Below are 17,452 nucleotides of genomic sequence, written 5' to 3' on the forward strand. Positions count from 1 at the left end.
TTCTCTGTTCTAAAATCAAAGAATTATGATATTTGTAGGTCATTGCCGTTGCTCTTGAGACGATCGGAGTAACATATTAAAAGCGTAAGAAAAACATGGAAAAGATAGCTGCATCACCAATGAAACCATCCTAGGGATTTTGTTCGTTTAAGAGATTGAAAGGGTAATACATAAATACAGCGTACTAGGAAGAAACGATCCTATTTAATGGCTCACGATTGTGAGAACGAATCATTAAATCGTGGTGGTTTCATTGCCATAAAAATAGAGAATTCGAATGAAAAAGGTTTTAATCAGTGGGCTAAATACCTATTTGGGACGACGGGCATCCTGTTATTTGCAATCCAGCGATTTTGATGTGACGGGATTAGTGCGCAACTTATCCCTTTTTAATAAAATAGTGAAGGAAAAGGTGACGGCAAAGCTTTTTGAATTGGATCTGCTGCGGAAAGGGGAAGCTTTCGAGCGTTTTCAAATTACTGATCTCAATTTTGGGATTTATTTTACACAGGTTCCTTCACTTGATAATGATATACAGCTTCAGCTTGAATTGCTTGGTCTGCGCAATTTCGTGGAAATTTGTAAACGTGCCGGAAATAATCGTGTCATTTATGTCGCAAGGCTAATGGATGAACATTTCTTGGAGCCTGTACGTGACCTGCTGGAGAACTTACGTGTCCAATATACCATTGTGATTAAAAGTAGTGTGATCGGGAAAGAGAGTGTTTTAAACCGGATATTTGCGAAACTCGCCAAACGGCAGACCATATTTTATTGGAACTGGGTGGCTTCACTGAAGTTTCGGCCGCTGCCTTTGCTTGATGTATACCGCTGGCTACGGGAAATGCCTTGGGAAAATAATTTTATATCAGAAATTATTTACCTCGGCGGCAATGAAGAAATGACATTTAGGGGCTTATTTTACCATTTCCTCAAGTGCACTTCCGAGAGTCAAAAGAGAGAAATAAGCGTCAATAAATTCTTTGCTAAACTCTTGCTGACAAGGTTGAATGATATCAATAAAGAAGATATCGACGAATTTAGAAGAGTACTTTATTATGAGAAAAATGTAGATAATTCAACTTGGCAGCGGGTACAGGCATTTGAATTTACTCCTTTGAAATCCTATGTCTGCATGGATACCTAGGTAATGGTTGAGGTTGTTATACCGATGATAGGAGAGGCAGATCGAAGATCGCTAAAGGTTTTTTCTTTATATCCTGTTTAATAAATTATTCTGTTAAATTTGTGGATTAACGTGTTGAAGCAGATTTAATATATGGGATACAATAGTTTAGAAGCATGTGTTGCGGATCTTGAAAAACATGGTCATTTAATCCGGATCAAAGAAGAGGTCGATCCTTATCTGGAAATGGCTGCAATTCATATGCGGGTATTTGATGCTGAAGGACCAGCATTGTATTTTGAAAATATCAAAGGTTCGGAGTTTCCAGCTGTGTCTAATTTATTTGGAACGCTGGATCGTTCGAAGTTTATGTTTCGGGATTCGTTAGATCACCTGAAAAAATTGGTGGATGTTAAGATGAATCCTGCCGCAGTGCTGAAAAATCCCTTTCAATATATTGGTTCATCGATGACCGCCCTCGGAGCTTTACCCTGGAAAAAGAAGTCGGGGGCTCCCATACTTCACGGAAAAACATCAATTAGTAAACTTCCGCAGATTGTCAACTGGCCAATGGACGGTGGCGCTTTTGTGACGATGCCGCAGGTGTATACCGAAGATGTTGCCAAACCTGGTATTATGCAGGCTAATTTGGGGATGTACCGGATTCAGCTTTCCGGGAATGATTATCTGCCCGATCAGGAGATTGGTTTACATTATCAATTGCATCGTGGTATAGGAGTTCATCAAACTAAGGCAAATGCGCTCGGTAAACCTCTAAAGGTTAGCATTTTTGTCGGCGGACCTCCAGCCCATCCCTTGTCTGCAGTAATGCCGCTGCCGGAAGGACTCTCTGAGATGATCTTTGCCGGAGCATTGGGAAATAGAAGATTTCGCTATTTTTATGATGATGAAGGCTTTTGTATCTCTGCGGATGCGGACTTCGTTATTACAGGTACCGTTTATCCCAACGAAAATAAACCAGAAGGTCCTTTTGGGGACCATATCGGCTATTATAGCTTAACTCATCCGTTTCCTTTGATGAAGGTGCATAATGTGTACCACAAGAAAAATCCAATTTGGTCTTTTACAGTTGTGGGACGACCGCCGCAGGAAGATACTAGTTTTGGTGCTTTAATCCACGAAATTACGGGTGCTGCTATTCCAAAGGAGATTTCAGGTCTCCATGCAGTTAATGCTGTTGATGCCGCTGGTGTACATCCCTTGCTTTTTGCAATAGGGTCTGAACGATATACGCCTTATCAGCGTGTCGATCGACCGCAGGAAATTTTAACAATAGCCAATCAGATACTGGGTAAAAATCAGCTCAGCCTTGCTAAATATTTGTTTATTTCAGCACATGAAGATAATCCGCAATTGGATATTTACGATATTCCGGCTTTTTTGGGGCATATCCTTGAACGCATAGACCTCACTCGAGATGTTCATTTTCAGACCAATACGACTATTGATACCTTGGATTATTCCGGAGATGGATTAAATGCGGGTTCAAAGGTGGTTTTTGCTGCCGCTGGTACAAAGAAAAGAACATTGGGTCGTGAATTGCCTGCCAATTTTGAGCTGCCACGACCTTTCAATCAGGCAAAATTTGTCATACCTGGTGTTATTGCGATAGATGGACAGGCATTCTCCACATACGAGCATGAATCGGAAATTATGGCGGAATGGTGCCGCGCTGCCGCTGCAAGCTCCTTGGAAGGTTTTCCATTGATCGTTTTATGTGATGACGCCAATTTTACCGCTGCTACTGTCAATAACTTTGTTTGGACAACGTTTACCAGAAGTAACCCTGCGTATGATATTTATGGAATAAATAGTTTTACAGCATTTAAACATTGGGGTTGTGAAGGTCCCCTGATTATTGATGCGCGAACAAAACCCCACCATGCCCCGGCTTTGATTAAAGATGAAGCGGTGGAAAGACGTGTGGATCAGCTTGCTGCAAAGGGAGGTTCGCTGCATGGAGTTATTTAAGAGCGCTTAATGCCTGTTCATTCAGGTTTATGGTTGAGAAATTAAATTAGAATAGATTTTAAAAGGTATAACATCAAGATGAATACAGCAGAATTATTGATTAAATCAAAAGGAAGCGAATTACAGTTTCAGGAAGTATTGGCTCATATTGCCGATCATTACAGCTATAGTCCCAGTGCATTTCAGAATGGGACGTTGAAAAATTCGAAAGAAGAAAATCAAGGCAGTGCAAAAGTTTTCTATTTTGCACAGTTGAATGGTCTTTCGCAGGAGGATACTTTGCGTCTTTTTGCCGAGCATTATCAGAATGTACTCGATAATCCTGAGGGAGAGGGACATCAGAACATTCGTCAATTTAGGACAAATGGCTGGGATGGGATCCTGTTTGAGCAAGAGGTATTGGTAAAGAAATAATACGTTCAGCTTTAGGGGTAGCTTACGGTGGAATAGAGATGCACTTCCTCTAGCGATAGTTTCGATTGAGATCGCATAAAATAGGTAGAAGTCAACGAAAATAGAAAGGGCGGTAAACTGTTGTTACCGCCCTTTTTTGCCAAATAGATTACTGATTGTTTCGCTGGCTTAAGGCTTACTTTCGCAATCTTCTTCTTTATTTCCGCCAAAATAAACCATCCAGCAAATGCCAAATTGATCCTGAAAAGCGCTGTATAGTTCGGCAAAGAATGTTTCGCCGAGCGGCATTTCAACAGCCTTTGCATTGGTACTCAGTGCATCGTACAATGTTTTTGCTTCTGTGGTGCTTTCACACATCAGCATGACGTAGCTGTTGTTTCCTTGAATGTATTGTTGACCAAAAGCAGGAATGACATCAGCACCCATCAGCATGCTGTCTCCATTGATCGAAATTGCTGTATGACAGATTTTGTTTTTTGCTTCGTCTGGAACAGGTGGCATTTGTGGATCAGCAGGGATATCTCCATAGCGCATGTAGCCGGGATTTTTTGTGTTGAAGACTGTTTCATAAAAATTGAATGCTTCTTCACAGTTTCCGTTGAAATTTAGATAAGCGTGTAATTTTGCCATGATTTCTAATTTTTGAATATAATGATTACTTCTTTTAGTTCTTTTTCTCACTGTATTATTCCCATGGGACTACAATAAATAGCGTGGGAGTACATTCATAAAATTAAACTGAAGTTTTCTTAAAAATCTTGCCTTAAGGCAAGATTTAAAAATTAGTCCTTTATTCATTAAAAAGGACTAATTTCCATGGACAATTTCTTTTCGAATACGGCTTAGGGAAGTGTCGGTAATACCCAAATAAGATGCGATATGTTTTAAGGGGGCTTGCTGTATCAATATTGGTTTTTCCTTAATCAGGCGTAGATAACGGGCAGTAGCAGGTTCTGTAATCATGGCAATAGCTCTATTTTTACTGTGAACAAGTTCTTTAGCCATCCAGGAACGCCCCCATTCCCTAAATTCAGGAATCTGATGAAAGAGTTCCTGAAAATCTTCAAATTTTATTTTCCAGAGACGGGTTTCCATGAGCGCCTGAATATTTTCCACCGTTGGATTTCGTTGAAAAAAAGAAGCCACTTCAATGACAACATCATTGTCACTGCAGAAGCCGATGGTAACTTCATTGCCTTCATAATCATGTAAAAAGGAGCGTGTAAGTCCGTACTCAATCAAGTAGTAAGCATTTGAAACCTGTCCTTTGGTCAATATAAAATCGCCCTTTTTGACGGTTATGGCTTCGTGTTTCTCCGTGATGGCCGTTAATTCCTGTGGTGTGAGCGCAAGCTCACTATAGAAGGTTCTAATTAGATCCATGTCCTGGTTATTTGATTACGACGTTAATTTAACGATAAATCCGCAGATCAATTGTTAATCTATTGTGTGATTATTGTAAATAAATAAGTGTTTCGTTGATAATTTCGCTTGTTTTGAAAGTTATTTTTAATAAAAACACAATAAAAATTAAAAAAAATTATGAATTTAATTTTTAATTGTTTTACTTTGTGTCAATAACATAATGTAAAAACGAAATATTTAAAATTTTCATAATATGTGTGGAATTATTGGCGCTTTTGAATTAAAGCAACCTGCAAGCTCATTGAGATCTCAAGTATTAGAAATGTCAAAACGTATTCGTCACCGTGGTCCCGATTGGTCGGGTATATTCACTGGAGAGAAAGCCTTGTTGGCACACGAGAGATTAGCTATCGTTGATCCCAAATCGGGAAGTCAACCTTTGTACAGTCCGGATGGTAAAGTTGTACTAGCAGTTAATGGCGAGATCTATAACCACCATGAATTAAGAAATAGCCTTCCTGATTATGAGTTTTCTACACAAAGTGACTCTGAAGTTGTTTTGGCTTTATATTTAGCAAAAGGTCCCTCATTTGTGGATGAATTAAATGGTATTTTTGGATTTGCACTATATGATTCGCGTGATGATTCCTTTTTTGTCGCACGTGACCATATGGGCATTATCCCCTTATATTATGGTGAAGATGAACAGGGACAGTTGTTTGTTGCATCTGAATTAAAATCACTGGAAGGTTTCTGTACGACGATTGAACAATTTCCTCCAGGACATTACTTGTATAGCAAAGCTGGGAAAGCTCCGCAGCGCTGGTACCAACGTGATTGGGAAAGTTACGATGTCGTAAAAGACAACGAGACCGATATTGCTGTTTTGCGCAAAGCTTTGGAAGATGCGGTACATCGTCAATTGATGTCAGATGTACCTTACGGTGTACTGCTGTCTGGTGGATTGGATTCATCCGTTATTGCCGCGGTAACGAAGAAGTTTGCATCCAAACGTATTGAAAGTGACGATAAAGAAGATGCTTGGTATCCTCAATTGCATTCATTTGCGGTGGGACTGAAGGGTGCACCGGATCTAATTGCAGCACAAAAAGCTGCAGATCATATCGGAACGATACACCACGAGATCAACTTTACAATCCAAGAAGGATTGGATGCTATTCGTGATGTGATCTATCACCTGGAAACTTATGACGTCACAACGGTACGTGCTTCTACACCAATGTACTTATTAGCTCGTGTAATCAAATCAATGGGCATCAAAATGGTGTTGTCGGGTGAAGGTTCAGACGAGCTTTTTGGCGGGTATCTTTATTTTCATAAAGCACCTAATGCGCAGGAATTTCATGAGGAAACTGTACGCAAGCTGAAAAAGCTTTATCTATACGATTGTCTGCGGGCAAATAAGTCACTTGCGGCCTGGGGAGTAGAAGGACGTGTACCTTTCCTAGATAAAGAATTTATGGATATTGCCATGCGTATCAATCCTTCCGATAAAATGATTCGCGAAGGAAGAATGGAGAAATGGGTTGTACGTAAGGCATTTGAAGACTACTTGCCGGAGAGCATCGCATGGCGCCAGAAAGAGCAATTTTCTGATGGTGTAGGCTATAGCTGGATCGATACCTTGAAAGAGCAGGCTGAAAATAAAGTTTCTGATCAGGAATTTGCAGAGGCTTCAACGCGCTTCCCGATAAACACACCGAAAAATAAGGAAGAGTTTTTATATCGGACAATTTTCGAGTCCCATTTTCCTTCAACAGCGGCGGCACAAACTGTTCCTTCGGTAAAATCTGTCGCATGCAGTACACCAGAGGCCTTGGCTTGGGATGCTTCTTTCCAGAATCTGAATGATCCATCTGGAAGAGCTGTGGCCTCAGTTCACCAAGAGAGCTATGAAAAATCCAAAGTGGAAGCAGTGTAACTAATCAACCCTCATATCTATATTTAGTAAAGCCTGGAAAGATTCTTTTCAGGCTTTTTTATGTTCTCTTTTTAACTAAATAAGGGCATATTATTTAATTGATTAAAAATGAATGTGTTTTTTTAAATATTCTTTAGTAATTTTCGGAAAAACCAATCACAGGAAACTTTGGGTTTCTGAATTAGCTATAGGTGAACAAAATAGGAAAGTGAATGTACAATTAAGTATACTCCCCGATAGCCGTGTTCGCTGGTTAACAATTAATTATAAATAATGATATACAGATGAAGATAGATTCAATGAAACACCGTGGAATGAAATCTTTGGCGCTGGCACTTCTATTGTTGAGCGCTCCAACTATTTTTGCTCAAAATAAAGACGCGATGGTTTCGTCAATTGTGCAGGAGGCAAATGCAAATTCACAATTGGAGAAGTATGCGTTTGAGCTTATCGATATGATTGGCCCCCGTCTTGTCGGGAGTCCACAAATGCAGCAGGCGCACGATTGGGTTGTCAAAAATTATAATGCGCTTGGAGCACAGGCTCGTAATGAGCCTTATGGTGAATGGCGTTCCTGGGAACGGGGGACTTCTCAAGTGACGATGACCTATCCGAGAATAAAGTCTTTAGAAGGTACACAGTTGGCTTTTAGCCCTATGACGAAGGAGAAAGGGATCGAGGCAGAAGTGGTCGCTATGCCCTTATTTAGCTCCCAATCTGATTTTCAGTCCTGGCTTAAAACAATTAAAGGCAAGATCGTATTGATTGGGATGAATCCACTGTCGGGAAGATCTGACGCCAACTGGAAGGAGTCTGCTTCCCCGAAAGGTTATGAAAAATATCAAACCCTAAAAAGTGATCAGTTGAAAAAATGGGAGGGCAGCATGTCCTACACGGGAAGCACCCGTCGGACATTGCCATTGGCCCTGGAGAATGCTGGAGCCGTTGGTGTTATTGATTCCTACTGGACGGAGCTGCCAGGTATCACGCGGATTTTTGATGCGAAGTCCAAACAGATTCCGGTATTTAATGTCGGATTAGAAGATTATGGTCTGTTATACCGCATGACAGAACATGGGGTCAAACCTCGGGTATCGCTACAGGGAAATTCAAAAGAGCGTGGGACATCAAAAACCTATAATAGTATTGCGGAGATCAAAGGAAAAGAAAAACCGGACGAATATGTTGTGCTTTCGGCACATCTAGATTCTTGGGACGGAGCTTCGGGTGCTACAGACAATGCTACAGGGGTGATTACAATGATGGAGGCAGTCCGTATTTTAAGAAAGGTTTATCCCGAAAATAAAAGAACGATTTTGGTCGGTAACTGGGGTAGTGAGGAACAGGGGCTGAACGGTTCTTCTGCATTTGTCGAGGACCATCCCGAGATCGCTAAAAATATACAGGTGGTATGGAATCAGGATAACGGGACGGGGCGAATTGTTCGTATCGGGGGGAGTGGTTTTGAAAAATCCTACGAATACATTAGCCGCTGGGTGCAATATTTGCCTGAAGAGTTCCGCAATGAAATCCAAACCAGTTTTCCGGGCATGCCGGGGACGGGAGGGAGTGATCACTCTTCTTTCGTTCAAAAAGGAATTCCAGCCTTTGGGCTCTCTTCCACTTCATGGGATTATGGTAAAGTGACCTGGCATACCAATCGCGATACCTACGATAAGATTGTGTTTGATGAGGTGAAACAAAACGCCATTATCGTTGCGATTTTAACTTACCTAGCCTGTGAAGAACCGACTTTGGTCTCCCGGGAAAAGATCATATTGCCAATCGATAAAGATGGCAAGCAGACGGTATGGCCAACAAATCTACAGTCAAAAAGAACAAGTGGTAACTGATGATGAAACAGCTCATTTTTGTTTGTCTATTTTTGGTATGCGCCCTATTCTCTTATGGACAGGCTTCATTTGCTAATTTGGAAAACTACAGAACCGAGTGGTTGATCCTTCGTGAAAATAATAATTCCTTGGTGGGGATCCGTAGTTTCACGACAAATGCTGTAAAATATTATTTAACGGTAGATCCTACTACATTGCAAACGCGTGTAGTAGGAGATCGATCAGTAAGCGTTCTGTACAAAGATGCGGCTCAGGTTACGAGAAGTCTAAGTGGTTCGGTATATGAAAGTTGTTTTTCCTTGGTCAGAAAAACTGAAAATAACTTACAGGATGCGGGGCTGAATTTTAGACTTCCCAAAGAGGCTGGTATTAATTTGACGATCGATCTATGTCCTTCACACAAACCTTTGGACAAAGCTATTTTTGAGGATCTTCTCGTTGCGTTTAAGGGAATTGATAGCACCCTGCCACTGGCTGTTTCTGTTTCGGGCAAATGGATGCTAAATCATGCTGCAGATCTGGAATGGCTAAAGTCATTGGATACAAAGGGTGTAAAGATTACCTGGATCAATCATACGTACGACCATGTTTTTAACAATAACCCTTTAACGTCCAATTTTCTGCTTTCTAAAAATACGAATCTAAATTATGAGGTATTGGAGAATGAAAAATTGATGCTAAAAAATGGCCTTATGCCTTCCGTTTTTTTTCGTTGTCCGGGCCTAGTTTCAGATCGAAATATTATTGAACGGCTGTTGTCTTATGGTCTTATTGCAGTTGGCTCGGATGCATGGTTGGCTAAAGGGCAGCAAGCCAAGAACGGAAGTATTGTTCTGATTCATGGTAATGGTAATGAAGAACTCGGTGTGCAGGATTTTATCCAATTGCTTCGGACAGAATCTCAGTCAATAAAAACAAAACATTGGACATTGTATAGTTTATCTGAAGGCTTGGATGAGGAGCCGCATTAACTATTGAACAACTTGTTTTTGAGGATCGCCTTTCCTTTGCGTAGCTGGATAGCGTGGTAGATACTTGGGATGTCGTTAGACCAGTTTTTGAGCGTCAGGATAATAGCAATAATTTCCAGGCGCGTAAGAAGGCCTAGCCAGACCGTTAACTGAAATAAGATTGTCGATTGGCAATGTAGCAGTAATTCAACTAAAAGAGCGAATAAAAACAGCGTCCAGATCTTCGCTCCAATGGAGTGTGTTGCAATTTCCTTTTTAAATTTTGCAAAGCTAATGATGTAGGTTAATATCTCTGATCCTACCAGGATCAAAATCAATGTAGCATTATCCTTAAAAAATTGGGGACAGCTCAGGTAACTTACCAGTGAAACACAGGCAAAAAACAGGAGATCAACACTGGAGTCCCATCGACGTAACAGCGTGGTAGAAACAGCTAGCTTACGGGCAATAATGCCGTCGAATATGTCGCTTAATAATCCGATTATAAGAAATGAAATTGCATACCATTTAAAATGATCCACTTTGAGCCAGTAAAAGAGCAACAGCAGCAGGCCTAAGACAAGGCGCAGTATAATCAGTGTAAAAGGAATATTCTTTTTCAAAGCCTGCGGATAATCGGTTAAAACGTTGCTATTAAAGATACGTATTGTACATTACAAAACCAAAAAGGCACCTTTCATATTGAAAGATGCCTTTTTGGTTTTTCTTGCTTCCCTAAGTTTTAGGAGGGGTTTTTGAGGTGTTGATTGAAGTAGTCTGCAATTTTTTCGTACATATGAATACGGTCTTTCCCCATTACATTGTGTTCATGAGTCGGGTATAGAAAATAATCTACTTGCTTTCCGGCTTTAATACATGCTTCTAAAAACTCCATGCTGTTTTGTTGTACAACGACAGGATCTTGTGCACCATGAATAATCAATAGTCTTCCTTTCAGTTGATCGGCTTTATTGAGCAGAGATGTCAATTTGTAACCTTCGGGATTTTCTTGTGGAGTGTCCATGTAGCGTTCGCCGTACATAACCTCATAAAACTTCCAGTCGATTACCGGGCCTCCTGCTACAGCAGCCTTGAAAATATCGTTATGATGTAACATGAAGGAAGTTGTCATAAAACCACCGAAGCTCCACCCGAAAATACCCATGCGCTGTTGGTCAACAAAAGATTTTGATTTAAGGAACTCAATTCCTTTCATCTGGTCGGCCATTTCGTTTTGACCGAGGTTGCGATGCGTAGCAGTATAGAAATCCCGGCCTCTGTAATTTGTGCCGCGATTGTCCATGGTGAACACGATATATCCTTGTTGGGCCATATACATATCAAAATAACCAGCGCCTCCTAGCCATTTGTTGGAAACCAGCTGCGAATGTGATCCGCCGTATAAATAGTACATGACGGGGTATTTTTTTGCAGGATCAAAATCGTTGGGATAAATGATACGTCCTGTCAATGGGTATTTTCCATCTGCGGATGTCAATTGTATAAATTCAATTTTAGGATCATTTATTTTTCCGGCAAAAGGGTTTTCTGCATTGACTAAGGTTGTTTCTTTAGCAGATTTCACTTCTTTGATCTGAACTTTATTTGGTGTTTTTAAATTACTATATTGATCGTAGATGTACTTGCCATCGCTACTTAGCGCCGCATGGTGCATGCCCGATTCATTCGTTAATTGAACCGTTTTTCCTGATTTTAGATCGACTTCAAATAATTGGCGATCTAAACCATTGTTGGTGACTCCGGTGTAACTTACTTTGTTGCCATCAGCCGAAAAGTCAAGGAGTGCCTCCATCACAATGTCTTTATAGCCTAACTTTTTGATCAAATTACCTTCCGTGTTATAGAGGTAAAGTTGATTATAACCATCTTTATCGGATTGATAAAGGAATTGATCCGGTTTGTTTGGCAAAAATGTCAATGGGTTTTCTGGCTCAACCCAGGTTGTCGCAGTTTCTTCGAACAGGGTTTTGACGAAGGAACCGTTTTCGGCGTTGTATTTGTTGACTTTAAGATCATTTTGCCCACGGTTAAGTACTCCGACGTAGATGTATTTACCAGAAGGATCCCAGGTAACCATGGTTAAATATTGCTCTGAATGCTCGCCGGTTTGAAGGGTTACCTTTTGCCCCGTGGTGGTATTGTAAACGATCAAAGAAACTTCTTCTGATTTTTGGCCTGTCATGGGGTATTTTATCCATTTGATATCCGCAATTTTGGAACTCCATTGCGGTAACGGATAATTGGCAACCATCGTCTCGTTTTTGTGGTAGTACAGCAATTTATCATTCAGATTGTTCCACCACATTCCTTTCTTGATGCCAAATTCTTGACGGTGTGTATAATCGCTTCCATTGACAATCCCTTTGTCTGTATCGTTGGTTACAGCAGTAATTTTGCCGTTTTTGTCAATAATTGCGATGTTGTTGTCTACTAAGTAAGCGATTTTTGAAAAATCAGAACTTATCTCGCGATTAGCTCCCTTATTGTCATTCCCGATAAAACTTTCAATATTTTTTGATTTAATGTTGTAAGCTACCGTATAGGTTTTATCTTTTCCTTCAACCTGCAGTAATAGTGCATTTCCGTCGCGCCATTTGTAGTCGTAAGGAAATACGCGCAAATTAAATGTTTCGTTCGGGATAGCCGTTTTTAGTGCTTTTTCGAGGTCTGTTTTAGACGCGAGATTTGTTTCGCTCCAGTTGCTGGAAGCGCTTTTGGATAATAGGTTCTGATACGATTTATCGAGATAGGAGAGGTTGTTTGATTTTGGTATCCACGATGCTCCGGCTATCGATGTTGGGGCATAAGTTCGGGGGCCAAATACTGTTTCTTCTAAATTGAGGTTACGTTGTGCATAGCTGCTGATGGAGCTTGCCAACAAGAAGAATAGCGCAATTCTTTTCATTAAACTGTAATATTGTGTGAATGTTTATACTCAACGGCATAAGTGAGCCCATTCCAGTGGTTATTTGCGCTTCATTAATCCACTTACATAAGGCTTCTAAGCCTATTGCGGTAAGAAATTAATGGCACAAGTAGCTCATTACATTCCGTTTGTTTTTAATTTTATAGGGCTAAATTAGGGAAATAGCCCTATAAAACCTAATACAGAATTGTTGCTTTTCTAACTAAAATTGTTTGCTGCAAACCTATAGTTTACGTAGCCAGATGTTTCTGAACTGGACCAAATCACCATGATCCTGCAGTATAATTGGGCCTGGGCCATGGCTTATCTGCTTAGGTAGTCCTATATATTCTGTGGTACCGTCGATTTGGGTGTTGTTTTGCACAACGACTCCATTATGTAAGACCGTTACTGTTCCTTTAGAAGTCAATATTCCATCTTTACTGAATTGAGGAGCCTTATAAATAATATCATATACATGCCATTTGTCCGGTGCAATTACCTGCGCCAAAGGCGGCCGTTGTTTATAAAGACTACCCGCTCCACCATTGACATAGGTTGGATTGTTATTGTTGTCCAATACCTGAATTTCATAATGCCCCTGTAGGAAAATTCCACTATTGCCTCGCCCTTGGCCTTCACCCTTGATCACTTCGGGGCTTTTCCATTCAACATGCAGTTGAAAATCGCTAAAGTGTTCGTTAGTCTCAATGGCTCCAGCTCCCGGTTTTACTTCGAGCACGTTGTTGGCTACAGTCCAATTGGCTTTCCCTTTTTCACTTTTCCACTTGCTGAGATCCTTCCCATCAAAAAGAACAATTGCATCGCTTGGGATACCATGATCGATCGTTAATGTGGGGGGGACAGGACTATAATATTCCGTGTCACTGGCTTTCATATTGGTTTGGGCCTGCAGTGCTGTGGCACCAAATAAGAGTGTTGTTACTAGTGCTGATGATAAAAAAAAGTTCATCTGTTGGGTTTTTGGTATGGCTAAATATACAAATAATTCCATCTGTATGGAACAATTTCCTTAGGTTTGTACATGGCAACCATTTTACAAACAGTATCGCTGAAAGAGGCCCGATTCTATGCACCAATAGGTTACTATGAAGAAGAACAGGTGCTTGGCAATGAGTTTTTTGTTTCTATTGATGTATGTTTTCCCTTTTTGAATACGGAGACAGAGAACTTAAAAAATACGCTCAATTACGAAGAACTCTATCAGATTACCGCTAGCGTCATGCAGCCTAAACGAAAATTGCTCGAATCTGCGGCTTCAGAAATATTAGATCAGATTCGGGAAAGAGTATCCCATGCCCTGACGATCGAAGTGGTGATACGTAAATCGAACCCTCCCTTTGGTGGAGATCTTTCCTGCTCCCAAGTTAGCCTTAAATATTTCAAGGATTAAATTGAAACTGGATCAGCGATATGCTGGCTGAAAGATTTAGTTTTGCCAACTGTTATCTGATAGTCTTAAATTAACATTATGAATATTTACGATCTTGTAATTGCCGATAAGGAAAGGATAGCTTTAGAAGATGTCTTCTTGGAAGAGGAGAGCCGTCAGAAGCTCCATCAGCTGATTAAAGAGCATCGTTATATTAAAGAGCTTTCACAATATGGTCTGCCGGTTAGCAATAAGATTTTACTGCACGGTTATTCTGGTTGCGGAAAAACAACAACGGCGAAAGCCTTGGCCACAGCGCTCGAAAAACCAATTTATGTGTTGAATCTGAGCAACCTCATTTCTTCTCGTATTGGTGAAACCTCGCAGCACATTAAACAGGTCTTTGATAAAGCTGGGCGTGAAAAAGCAGTTCTGTTTTTAGATGAATTCGATCAGATAGGAAAGGCGCGGATTAGTGAAGAAAAGGATGTGGGTGAAATGCGTCGTCTCGTGAACACCATTATACAGCTGATCGATTATTTTCCTGCTGAAGCGGTATTGATTGCAGCAACCAACCATCCCGAAATATTGGATACAGCCATTATCCGGCGGTTTCAGCTTCGTTTGGCTTTTGAGTTGCCGACAATGGTGCAGTTGGATGCATATTATGATAAATTATTTATGCCATTTCCGCATTATGCTGATGTCGTACCTCGACGCTATGGGATCTCCTATGCGGAGGCCAAGGACTATATTTACGATGCTGTCAAATTCTTATTGATCGCTGCTTTGGAACAAAATCAACCTTAATGATTTTTTGAACGCTCCGCTTCAGACGCTTAATAAAAATAACAATTTCTGATAAACTGTTTTTTCTCTTCTATGTTAGTCTGTTAGTTGAACGCTCCGCTTCAGACGCCTAATAAAAAAATAACACCTTCTGATAAACTGTTTTGTCTCCTATACGTTATTGTGTATATGGGTGCAATTTATGATAAGACTGGATCCTGTCGATGACAGATTGATCGCTAAGCAACTAAAAATAGTTTGTGAATAAGTCAAAATGGCATTTGTTTTTATTTTAAAATGACATTTTGTCTTTTAAAAACTGCTGGTACGCAAATTGAATAATTCTCTTCAAATAGTTAGAACAAAAAAGCTTAACAATAAAACAAAAAATTAGGAGGACAAAAAATGGCATTAATTAAATTCCCTACAAAAAGTTTAAACACTGATGCAGTAAATCCATTTGTAAACACTGTATTTGACAATTTATTCAATGATAACTTCATCTCCGATCGTTTGGTATCCCGTGTGCCGGCGGTCAATATATCAGAATCCGAAAAATCATTTAAAGTTGAAATGGCAGCGCCCGGATTGGATAAATCTGATTTTAAGATCAATGTGGATAAAAATCTAATTACGATTTCAGCTGAGAAAAAAGAGGAAAGTGTTAGTGAAGAAAAATTATACAGCAAAAAAGAATTCAATTACTCTTCGTTCTCAAGATCATTTACCTTGCCAGAGACCGTAGATTACAGCAATATCGAGGCTGCCTATGAAGGTGGGATATTAATTTTGACTGTTGGCAAGAAAGAAGATGCAATCATTGCAAAACGTTTGATTGAAGTTAAATAATTCAGTAGTACACAAGAAATAGTTCATTTTAGAAATGACCAAAAGGTGAATAAAAGACAATAGTTTTTAGGTTTAGTTTATGTTTTAATCCCTCGGAGTTCCGTTTGTGTTCCGAGGGATTTTTCTTTTTTAAGGATGGTCTTGACATGATGAAAAGACTACTCAGTTTCGGTATAGTTTTCAGATCGGGGAATTCTGGCGAGATAGGGCTCCATCTCTTCTGGTAATTTCGTTAATTTCCGCTTTTGAAGGTCCAGCCAAGCTCCATCAACGTTAACGGTACAGCACAAAACTCCGTCATTACGAAAAACCTGATGTATAAATGAAAAACGACTATTTGTTTTGTTGTATTTGGTCAGTTCTACTTTTACCTGTACATATTCATCCAAATGTACTTCTTTAAAATAGATGAGTTCTTCCCTGAACAAAATAGGACCGATATGAAATTCGGCAAATTTATCCAGTGAAAAGCCCATTTTGTTCAACATATTACTACGGGCCTGAGCACATATGTCTGCGTAAGCAGAATGCCGCATATGTCTATTTGCATCGATCTGCGCCCATATAATTTGACCTTGATAAAATATATTCTCCATAATCTTCAGCGATTAGTCTCTATTTTAATAACAATTTACATATTTTTAAATAAAGCTGTAACACTTTGTTTGTTTGCTATACTTATTACCTAAATATATTTAAAGAAAAATCGCTAGGTGAACCCATCGGAAATAGAATTTCTTCGACTGATTGACGAGAATAAAGGTATTCTCGTTAAGGTGAGCCGTATGTATATGGATGATCACGAGGGGCGGCAAGATCTGTATCAGGAGATCGTCTATCAGCTGTGGAAATCCTATGCGACATTTAAGCAACAGAGTAAATTTTCAACGTGGATGTACCGTGTTGCCCTCAATACCGCAATGGTATTCTTAAAAAAAGAAAAGAAGCATCAGATTTATGATGCGTTAGAGGAGCGGCATGATTTTGCAGAAGAAGCTTACGATACCGATAAAGATGAGCAACTGAAAGTCTTTTACCAGGCCGTTCAAGAGCTCAACGCAATTGAAAAAGCCCTAATATTTTTGTTTTTGGAAGGTCAGAGTCATCGCGAGATTGCAGAGAATCTGGGTATATCGGAAGTCAATGCCCGCGTAAAATTAAACCGCACGAAGGAGCGAATTCAACAAATCATTAAAAAATACAAGTATGAATTTTGATGAGTTAAAGAAATCTTGGCAGGAACAGCCTACAGATGAGGATTTACAGAATCCAAATCTCAAATACTATAAGGAAGTTGGCAATATCATGGGCAAGTTGCGCAAGAATATCAAACGCGAGTTTATCTCCTGGGTCGTTTGTATGGGCTTTTTGTTTTTGGTGCCTATCTTGCCAATGTATAAGATTGAAGGTTATGCGGCATTTGCCTATTACTTTTTTATCGTACAGATATCATTATCAAGTCTTTTATATTACCGGAGGTTCTTTTATTTGGTAAAGAGCACGAAAAAGATCGAGTTGTTGGCTTCTAAAGAACACTTGCTCAAGTTGTATTACGATTTGAAGTATGCCGTAGAGACTTATCGTATTGCGGCCTATGTGATGATTCCACAAGCTTTGTTTCTATATCTTATTATGATAGCACAGAATAAAACAACGGTGTGGTTTGATCGGTTGTACCATTTCAAGGAAACTTTCCAACAGGAACCGAACTTTATTGTGTGGATGATTCTTTCGGCAATTGTGTCTATCGTCCTTGTTGTTGGTCTGACAGAAATTATGATTCGTTGCTACTACAGTAGGTATATCGCAGAGATCAAGGAGAAATTGGATCAAATGGAAACGGAATAAGGCGA

17 protein-coding genes are annotated in these 17,452 nt (G+C 39.9%); 11 read left to right on the forward strand and 6 right to left on the reverse strand.

The window, feature by feature from the left end; translation table 11 throughout:
- Positions 1–277 precede the first annotated feature (277 nt).
- The 3 genes from HS960_RS24660 to HS960_RS24670 all read left to right on the forward strand — a co-directional run bounded on the left by HS960_RS24660 (position 278) and on the right by HS960_RS24670 (position 3,532).
- Complete coding sequence (locus HS960_RS24660; protein WP_153846803.1) at positions 278–1,147, forward strand: Rossmann-fold NAD(P)-binding domain-containing protein; 870 nt, start codon at positions 278–280, stop codon at positions 1,145–1,147.
- Between the two features lie 132 nt (positions 1,148–1,279).
- Positions 1,280–3,118, forward strand: coding sequence for a UbiD family decarboxylase (locus HS960_RS24665; RefSeq protein ID WP_153846804.1), 1,839 nt, complete (start codon positions 1,280–1,282; stop codon positions 3,116–3,118).
- 78 nt (positions 3,119–3,196) lie between these two features.
- Positions 3,197–3,532 (forward strand): HopJ type III effector protein, encoded by a 336-nt coding sequence (locus HS960_RS24670; protein ID WP_075994097.1) that lies wholly within the window; start codon positions 3,197–3,199, stop codon positions 3,530–3,532.
- A 168-nt stretch (positions 3,533–3,700) separates the two neighbouring features.
- Here the strand turns inward: HS960_RS24670 and HS960_RS24675 are convergent, their stop codons facing one another.
- The gene (locus HS960_RS24675; RefSeq protein WP_153846805.1) at positions 3,701–4,162 is read right to left on the reverse strand and encodes a VOC family protein; all 462 of its coding nucleotides are present in this window, start codon (positions 4,160–4,162) and stop codon (positions 3,701–3,703) included.
- 177 nt (positions 4,163–4,339) lie between these two features.
- Positions 4,340–4,915, reverse strand: coding sequence for a Crp/Fnr family transcriptional regulator (locus HS960_RS24680; RefSeq protein WP_075994096.1), 576 nt, complete (start codon positions 4,913–4,915; stop codon positions 4,340–4,342).
- Positions 4,916–5,150: 235 nt separating this feature from the next.
- Between HS960_RS24680 and asnB the strand changes: the two genes are divergently transcribed.
- From asnB to HS960_RS24695, 3 genes are all read left to right on the forward strand, one after another.
- On the forward strand, positions 5,151–6,839 hold the full coding sequence (gene asnB, locus HS960_RS24685) for an asparagine synthase B (RefSeq protein WP_153846806.1): 1,689 nt from the start codon (positions 5,151–5,153) through the stop codon (positions 6,837–6,839).
- A gap of 284 nt (positions 6,840–7,123) precedes the next feature.
- A complete protein-coding gene (locus HS960_RS24690) occupies positions 7,124–8,692 on the forward strand; it encodes a M20/M25/M40 family metallo-hydrolase (RefSeq protein ID WP_153846807.1) in 1,569 nt (522 codons plus the stop codon).
- Positions 8,692–9,663: a polysaccharide deacetylase family protein gene (locus tag HS960_RS24695; RefSeq protein WP_227550234.1), complete on the forward strand. Its 972-nt coding sequence runs from the start codon at positions 8,692–8,694 to the stop codon at positions 9,661–9,663. The genes HS960_RS24690 and HS960_RS24695 overlap by 1 nt, the downstream gene beginning before the upstream one ends.
- On the opposite strand, the gene HS960_RS24700 is transcribed toward HS960_RS24695, so the two are convergent.
- The 3 genes from HS960_RS24700 to HS960_RS24710 all read right to left on the reverse strand — a co-directional run bounded on the left by HS960_RS24700 (position 9,660) and on the right by HS960_RS24710 (position 13,541).
- Entirely contained in the window at positions 9,660–10,265 is a 606-nt protein-coding gene (locus tag HS960_RS24700; protein WP_200845672.1) for a CDP-alcohol phosphatidyltransferase family protein, read from the reverse strand. The two genes, HS960_RS24695 and HS960_RS24700, sit on opposite strands and share 4 nt — an antisense overlap.
- A 119-nt stretch (positions 10,266–10,384) precedes the next feature.
- Positions 10,385–12,568, reverse strand: a complete 2,184-nt coding sequence (locus HS960_RS24705; protein ID WP_153846809.1) for a S9 family peptidase — start codon at positions 12,566–12,568, stop codon at positions 10,385–10,387.
- Between the two features lie 244 nt (positions 12,569–12,812).
- Positions 12,813–13,541, reverse strand: a complete 729-nt coding sequence (locus tag HS960_RS24710; protein WP_153846810.1) for a 3-keto-disaccharide hydrolase — start codon at positions 13,539–13,541, stop codon at positions 12,813–12,815.
- Positions 13,542–13,613: 72 nt separating this feature from the next.
- Here HS960_RS24710 and HS960_RS24715 point away from each other — a divergent pair, with 72 nt between their 5' ends.
- From HS960_RS24715 to HS960_RS24725, 3 genes are all read left to right on the forward strand, one after another.
- Entirely contained in the window at positions 13,614–13,982 is a 369-nt protein-coding gene (locus HS960_RS24715) for a dihydroneopterin aldolase (RefSeq protein ID WP_153846811.1), read from the forward strand.
- A 78-nt stretch (positions 13,983–14,060) separates the two neighbouring features.
- The gene (locus HS960_RS24720) at positions 14,061–14,771 is read left to right on the forward strand and encodes an AAA family ATPase (RefSeq protein WP_153846812.1); all 711 of its coding nucleotides are present in this window, start codon (positions 14,061–14,063) and stop codon (positions 14,769–14,771) included.
- A gap of 384 nt (positions 14,772–15,155) precedes the next feature.
- Positions 15,156–15,599, forward strand: a complete 444-nt coding sequence (locus HS960_RS24725) for an Hsp20/alpha crystallin family protein (RefSeq protein ID WP_075994089.1) — start codon at positions 15,156–15,158, stop codon at positions 15,597–15,599.
- A gap of 158 nt (positions 15,600–15,757) precedes the next feature.
- Here the strand turns inward: HS960_RS24725 and HS960_RS24730 are convergent, their stop codons facing one another.
- The gene (locus tag HS960_RS24730) at positions 15,758–16,195 is read right to left on the reverse strand and encodes an acyl-CoA thioesterase (protein WP_075994088.1); all 438 of its coding nucleotides are present in this window, start codon (positions 16,193–16,195) and stop codon (positions 15,758–15,760) included.
- A 117-nt stretch (positions 16,196–16,312) separates the two neighbouring features.
- Here HS960_RS24730 and HS960_RS24735 point away from each other — a divergent pair, with 117 nt between their 5' ends.
- A complete protein-coding gene (locus HS960_RS24735; protein ID WP_075994087.1) occupies positions 16,313–16,816 on the forward strand; it encodes an RNA polymerase sigma factor in 504 nt (167 codons plus the stop codon).
- Positions 16,806–17,447 (forward strand): hypothetical protein, encoded by a 642-nt coding sequence (locus tag HS960_RS24740; protein WP_153846813.1) that lies wholly within the window; start codon positions 16,806–16,808, stop codon positions 17,445–17,447. The genes HS960_RS24735 and HS960_RS24740 overlap by 11 nt, the downstream gene beginning before the upstream one ends.
- The last annotated feature ends 5 nt before the right edge of the window (positions 17,448–17,452 follow it).

Source organism: Sphingobacterium paramultivorum, from assembly GCF_014109745.1.
In the GTDB taxonomy this organism is placed as follows: domain Bacteria; phylum Bacteroidota; class Bacteroidia; order Sphingobacteriales; family Sphingobacteriaceae; genus Sphingobacterium; species Sphingobacterium paramultivorum.